Source organism: Faecalimicrobium dakarense (genome assembly GCF_000499525.1).
Lineage (GTDB): Bacteria > Bacillota > Clostridia > Peptostreptococcales > Peptostreptococcaceae > Faecalimicrobium > Faecalimicrobium dakarense.
The window spans coordinates 1-7,217 of the sequence record NZ_HG529404.1; the positions used below are offsets into that span (position 1 = coordinate 1).

Annotated in this window: 6 protein-coding genes; 3 read left to right on the plus strand and 3 right to left on the minus strand. The window is 29.8% G+C overall.

Annotated elements, in window-relative coordinates; all coding sequences use genetic code 11:
- Positions 1-64: 64 nt before the first annotated feature.
- Entirely contained in the window at positions 65-772 is a 708-nt protein-coding gene (locus BN899_RS14515) for a zinc dependent phospholipase C family protein (protein WP_042276837.1), read from the minus strand.
- A gap of 9 nt (positions 773-781) precedes the next feature.
- The gene (locus BN899_RS14520) at positions 782-1,588 is read right to left on the minus strand and encodes an N-acetylmuramoyl-L-alanine amidase (RefSeq protein ID WP_042276840.1); all 807 of its coding nucleotides are present in this window, start codon (positions 1,586-1,588) and stop codon (positions 782-784) included.
- A 174-nt stretch (positions 1,589-1,762) separates the two neighbouring features.
- Here BN899_RS14520 and BN899_RS14525 point away from each other — a divergent pair, with 174 nt between their 5' ends.
- Both BN899_RS14525 and BN899_RS14530 read left to right on the plus strand, forming a co-directional pair.
- On the plus strand, positions 1,763-2,164 hold the full coding sequence (locus BN899_RS14525) for a hypothetical protein (RefSeq protein ID WP_042276843.1): 402 nt from the start codon (positions 1,763-1,765) through the stop codon (positions 2,162-2,164).
- A gap of 305 nt (positions 2,165-2,469) precedes the next feature.
- Positions 2,470-3,468, plus strand: a complete 999-nt coding sequence (locus tag BN899_RS14530) for a SpoIVB peptidase S55 domain-containing protein (RefSeq protein WP_042276846.1) — start codon at positions 2,470-2,472, stop codon at positions 3,466-3,468.
- A 67-nt stretch (positions 3,469-3,535) separates the two neighbouring features.
- Here BN899_RS14530 and yunB read toward each other — a convergent pair whose 3' ends face one another.
- Positions 3,536-4,192 (minus strand): sporulation protein YunB, encoded by a 657-nt coding sequence (gene yunB / locus BN899_RS14535; protein WP_042276849.1) that lies wholly within the window; start codon positions 4,190-4,192, stop codon positions 3,536-3,538.
- Between the two features lie 314 nt (positions 4,193-4,506).
- On the opposite strand from yunB, the gene BN899_RS14540 reads away from it, so the two are divergent.
- Entirely contained in the window at positions 4,507-7,188 is a 2,682-nt protein-coding gene (locus BN899_RS14540; protein ID WP_042276851.1) for a transglycosylase domain-containing protein, read from the plus strand.
- Positions 7,189-7,217 lie beyond the last annotated feature (29 nt).

Here is a 7,217-nt window from a genome sequence, read left to right on the forward strand (position 1 = left end):
AAATAAAATTGGGCTATAAAAATAAACTTTTTATAGCCCAATTTTATTTTTTAATATATTGTCTTTATACATAGAGTACGTCTCTAAAAAACATTAACATGCATCCTGCACTAGTTTTTTGAGATAAAGTAACACTATTTACTGCTGTTAGATAAAATCTAGTACTTAAACTTTCCATATTTCTGTACATATGATCTACACGAAGAGCATTGTTAGCATTATAGTCTACGTATTCCTCTATAGTATTTAAAATTATACTTCCTGATGTAGCTCTAAATCTTTTTATTTGTTGGTGATTAGATTTAACATAAACTTCAAACTGCCTATGATTATCTAATAACCTTCCCTTTGCATGTTGGGGAATAGTTAAATCTTGAATTATATGACATGCTGCACCAAAGTAAAACATCGATCTTTCATAATTTTTTATTGCAAAATACTTTAAAGCTTTATTGTAATAGCTTCTCGATACAGTTAATGCATTTTCTTCATATCCAAACTTACCTCTTTTTTGTCTAGGATTATAAAAATGATGATATGATTTAAAGTCTTGATCTGCCCAAACTAACCCTTTATTTATTTGAGGTAAATATTGTTTAAAAAATTCATATTCATTAATATATCCTTCATTTTTTAATATCTGTAAAGCATTTTGTTGTATATATATATGAACTTCACAGTTTGTTTGTATTATACTTTTTTTCAGTGGATTTACTACTTTAAAAGTTTTTGATAAAGCTGCTGCATAAGCTTTTTCTATATTTTTTTTCATTGCTCTCACCTATTTTGTCTTGAAATATTCTTCCACCCCATCAGCAATAGTCTGCATCAACTTTCTTTGATACTCTGGATTAGACATCATCTGATCTTCATTGTAATTGCTTAAAAATCCCATTTCGACTAATACTACTGGCACTTTAGACCAGTTAAATCCTGTTAAATCATCTCGTTCAAATATTCCGTTTAATTCTATTGCGTTACTTTTCATACTAGTTTTTATTAGTTCTGCACATTTACTGCTTTCTTCATATATTGAAGAAGTATATTTACTATTTTTACCTGGTATTAAAATTGATGCTCCTGTCTTTGATGAATTATCTAAGCTATCTGCATGTATTCTAACAACCATATCTGCATTTTTTTCATTAGCTAATGTTGCTCTCTCTGCGTTGCTTATATTCACATCATGAGTCTCTCTTGTCATGATTACTTCATAGCCCTTACCTTCTAATATATGTTTTAAAACTATAGATGCTTCTAAATTTAATACATATTCTGGTTTTTTTGTTGATACACCTGTAGCTCCTGATGACACTCTAGCTTTTTTTTGAGATGAACCTGGTGCTACTGATTCTGGATTAGGGTCTCCTTTTGACTGGTGGCCTGGGTCTATACATATTAAGTATTTTTTTTCTTTTACATCATTATTATCTTTTTCTTTATTATCCTTTTTAACCTCTTCACCTTGATTGACACCTTTACTAATTAGGCCTGCACTTTTATAAAAATTATTAATAGGATTTGATTGACCTATAAGTATTATTCCCATAGCAATTATTATAGTAACTAGCACCCTATACTTTTTCATTTTATATCTCCTTTCATATAGATGTTTTATTTTTCATTTACAATCGTCTATATGATATTATTTCCAATGGTTATTTTTTTATTTCATTATATAAAACTTTTATTTGTTTTTTTAATAGTATAGTTTTTATGGCTGTCATATATATTTAATATAATAATTTTTATAGGAGGTTTTATGAAAAGAATTGCTAATGCTAATAATACTAATAAAACTTCTCCTAAATCATTTCTTTGTAATTTTGGCTATGTTGATTATATAGTTTTAGCTTCAACAATATCTATAGCATTAGGTGAAGAATTAAGTTCTAATGACTTAAATGTATTAGCAAGTTTTTTTGCTGTGCTCTCTGACGAATTAGCTTTAATATCAGCAGTTGAATCTTGTCCTTCTAACAGCGATGATAGTAGTAATAATGAAAGTGGTAGTGATGATTTTACTTTTGTTCCACCTGGCGTTGCCAGAACTTCTAATAATACTGAAAAAAATAGTGCACCTAAAAAAAGAACTGTTATAAAAAAGAAGGTTATAAAAAAGAAAAGAAAAAAAGGAAAGACACTTAAAGGTAAACTTAGTTAAGTGTCTTTTTGTATTTTCAAACTTATATCTTTTATATTACAGACTTTCCATTAATCCTTATGATTATTGTTTTTAACTGTTAATTTTAAAGTAAGATATGCCTAGAATCGAATTAAAAACCACACATATTTATTTTAGTTTGTTATTTTACAATTTATATTGACTAACTTGTTTATTTATTATTGTTTTTGTAATCTACGGTTTTATTGCTTCTGTTTTCCAAGCATCAAAATTTCAATCCTGCACAACATAATATTAAATCACCGCAATACAACATTAAAGCATTGACAGAAAGCAGGTGTTTCATGAATTCTAATAATTTAAACTCAAAATATAAAAATTTAATAAAGTCAAAATTTATCTTATTTTCATCATTTTTATTTTTATTATATTTTTTCTCAAATAATTTAATTTATGCACAATCTAACCAAAAATCGGACCCAGATTATTTAATACCAATTGGTAATGTGCTTCAAATTGATGCTGAATTAAAAAATATAATAGTAAGAAATTATTTAGAGGATTCACCTTTTACTTTAGGAGATGCAATTCTTAGTATAAACAATAGTCCTATTAGTAGTTATAGTGATTTTTCTAAAATATTATCTTCTTTAGAAGGTAATGAAGATGTATCTGTACTAGTTTCTAGAGGAACTAATAAGTTAACTATTCATACTAATAAAGAACATTTAGAAAAAATTAATTTTAATAATTTATTATCTGGTTTCGCTACATTAACTTATATAAATCCAGATACTCAAGAATTTGCGGCTGTTGGACATCCTATAAGTATTGGTACTTCAAGAAAGATACCAATTAAAAATGGATGCATATCTACTACTACTGATTTAGATATTCAAAAATCATCTAAAGGTAATGTAGGATGCATAAATGCTAAAAGAAATTCTACTATTGGACAATTTACTAAAAATACTGATTTCGGTATAAAAGGTAATATTGTAGATTTTGATACATCAAACTTAAAAAAATATAAAGTGGCTGATTTAAAAGATATAAAGTTAGGTAGAGCACAATTAATATTACAAAATGATTCTTTACAGTGTGAGAAATATGATATTCAAATAATAAATGTAGAAAATCAACGTTCTGCTCAATCTAAAACTATTAAATTTAAAATTATAGATAAAGACTTGTTACTTAGAACTGGCGGAGTTGTTCAAGGTATGAGTGGTACACCTATAGTTCAAGGTAATAAAATTATTGGTGCTGTATCTCATGCAGTTGAAAATGACCCTACTCTTGGATACGGCATATTTATAAAATGGATGATCGAAGAAGAATAACAAATTATCTAATCATATAAAAATATATAAGTAGTAGATTAGCAATCTACTACTTATATATTTTTTATTATTTAGTTACATCTTTCATATCTATATTTGGTAATATGTTTGATACACCTTCTTTAGGTATGTTTACATAGCTACTCGGTACATCTCCTACTATTATTGTTTCAGATATAGGTATTTGAGCTTTTATTTCTTTAGTAGATGTTGTAAGAGGTATTACTACTTTTACTTGAGTTTTTGCTTGTAAATAAATTCTATGTCTGGTTTGATTTATACCAGATGATTCAAAATCTGTTTTAAAATCTACAGATACAGTTCCTATTGGTTCTATAGATACTTTTAATTTTGGACCATATTTTGCAAGTATTGGGCTTTTCAAAGCTGTTCCTATTGGTATGTAAGATGTTGTAGTCTTTACTTGCTTTAACTCATCTTGAATTTGTAGGGCCACATCTGATGCTATTTTATTCATCATAATTGTATTTGATTGCATCATAGTTATTTTTCCTTGAGAATCTAATTTAGTATTAATTAAATCAGAATAGTTTATTTTATCCTTTACAATCTCTCCTACTGCTTTATTTATTGATCTATTTGCAAGTTCTAATGCTTTAGTTTCCGCAAGTACCGTTATAGTCGGCCTTAAACTTGTATCTACATATATAAAACTTCCTATAAGGAAAGATAATATAAGTATAGTAGAAAATATAAAGGTTATTTTTTTAAAATCTTCTTTTTTATTTTCGCTATATTTTTTTTCAAAATAACACCCCCTACTATTTTATGTAGGTAGTTGTAAGTATTCACATATTTTTTTTATTTTAGTGAAAAATAATTGATACTATATTATATTTTAAGTATATAGATAATTTAGTCTTAAAATAACATTTATCGCATAGTATCTAAATAGACTGATTCATTATTTTAAGAGTAGTTTATAAAGTATTACATTATATTCATTTTTATCTATTGATTACAAAATTATTCATATGTGTGGTATAATATTACATTAAGTAAGGAGGTTAAAGCTTAATGAGTAATGATAACAATGAAAATAAAAATAAAATAAGAAGAAAGCAGGTTAGCTCTTCTAATAGGACTAGCCAGCCTACTAGTAAGCCATCTTCTTCTACTCGTAATACTAAGTCTAAACCTAAGTCTAAAAATAGTAAAAAGAATGATAAGTTCAAATTTTTTAGAGTTAGTGGAATAGTACTTTTAGTATTATTAGTACTTGGAGCTGCAGGTGGTACTGGATTGGTATTTGCTTCACTAAAAAATGTTCAACCAGTTACTAAAGCTCTATTAGATGAAAAAACTTACCAAACTACTAAGATCAAATACTCTAATGGTGAACTTTTATCCAATGCACCTAGTGTAAATAAAAAAGAACCCATACCATTTGATTCAATACCTCAAAGTATGAAAGATGCTGTTATTGCCATAGAGGATGAACGTTTCTATGAGCATAAGGGTGTTGATATTAAAGGTCTATTTAGATCTGTAGTAAAAACATTGACAGGTACAAAGCAAGGTGGTAGTACAATACCAATGCAGGTATCTAAAATGTTATTAACATCTAAAGAGCAAAGTCTACCTCGTAAAATAAAGGATATATACTATGCTTATGAAATGAGTAAGACTTTAAGTAAAAATGAAATACTTGAAGCTTATTTAAATAACTTCTTCGTCGGTAAAGGACTTGCTGGGGTTGAAGCTGGAGCTCGTGGTTATTTTGATAAAAAAGCCTCAGAGCTTACACTTGCAGAATCTGCATTGCTTGCTGGTTCTACTAAAAATCCATCAAGATATTCAGCTTACATGACATCTAAGTTAGATGGTAATGAAAGTAAAGAAGACGTTGAAAATAAGCTATTATTCTACGTTAATACTCCTGATGATAGCCTTGATGACCCTACTCAAGTAGAGTTAGGTATGGTTGAAAAGTTAAAATCTTGGAAACTTATACCTAATGAAGATACTTATAAACAATTAAAGTCTGGTACTATGGTTGTAAGAAAGGCTGTAAATAATCCAAAAGCTAAGCAAAGACAAGAAGTTGTTTTAAAGAAAATGCTAGAAGTTGGGTTTATAACTCAATCAGAACATGATGAAGCAGTTGCAGAGCAAATAAAAATAAAGCTTCCTAAGTCTGCTGACAAAGTTGCATCATCTGTTGAGGACCTTATTGAATACAATGTAATTGATGCTTTAGTAGCTCAAGGAAATACTAGAGATGAGGCTTATAATATGTTCTATAATGGTGGATTAGAAATAATGACTACTATAGATCCAAAAATGCAAGACACATTAGAAGAACAATATAATAATAAGAATAACTTCCCTGGACATACTGATAGCTCTAATGTTGATGGAATAGCTCAACCTCAATCATCTATGGTTATACTTGACTATAGAAATGGTCAAATAAAAGCCTTAGTTGGAGGTAGACATATAACAGGAAGAAAAACATTAAATAGAGCTACAACAGCTCAGCAACCTGGTTCAACTATAAAACCATTATCAGTTTATGCTCCAGCTATAGATTCAGGTTTGACTCAATCAACTTCTTTAAGCGATGCAAAGGGTGGTTATAAGTTCAAAAAGAATAATGAGTGGAATCCTAATACTACAACAGCTGGTAGAGGTTCTATGACTTTACGTAAAGCTTTAGCTTATTCTTCAAATACAATTGCTATAAAAACTGCTGAAATGCTAGGTGATACTTATGAAGAATCTGTTGACGTAATGATGGATTACTTAAAGAACTTTGGTATATCAACATTAGTAGATAGCAAAACTGCTGATTTAGATAAAAGTGATAGAAGATTCCCTGCATTAACACTTGGTGGTATGACACACGGTATATCTCCACTTGAAATGGCTGCTGCTTATGGTACATTAGCTAATGGTGGTGTTTATGTAGAGCCTATAGTATTTACTACTATAACAAGTTATGATGGGCAAGTAATAGTTAAAAATACTCCAGAAGAACATAAAGTTGTTGACCCTGAAGTTGCTTATGTTGTTACAGATATGCTAGCTTCGGTTATAACTGAAGGTATAGGTGGATCTGCTTCTATAGGTGGTATGCCTGTAGCTGGTAAAACAGGTACAACAAATGAAGCACTTGATGCATGGTTCGTTGGATATACACCATACTATGTAGGAGCAACTTATATAGGTGATGACGCTGGTAGAAAAGACCCTAACACGGGTAAATTTATAAAACGTACAAGTGTTAATGGTGGTAGTGGAACTGCTGCAAGACTATGGGCAAAAGTTATGCGCCCTATTCATGAGAACTTAGAGAAGGTTAAATTTAAAGAGCCTGATAATATATACTTTACAAAAATCAACTTAATAGATGGTGGTAAATCATCATATGGATCTAGTGCGGCCTTCATAAAAGGAACTTATCCTTCTAGATCGTATACGACTCAACCAACTCCTAATGATAAACCAAAGGAAGAGGAAGAACAAACTCCAACAACTCCAGAGAGTGGTGGAGGTGCAAACCCACCTGAAGGTGGTGGAAATACTAATCCTCCTGCTGAAGGTGGTGGTGGAAATACTAATCCTACACCTCCTCCTGATACTGGTGGCGGAGCTACTACTCCTCCTGCTGAAGGTGGCGGTGGAAATACTAATCCTACACCTCCTCCTGATACTGGTGGCGGAGCTACTACTCCTCCTGCTGAACCAGCACAATAAAAATTTTAATTAGTTGTTGAATATTAAAA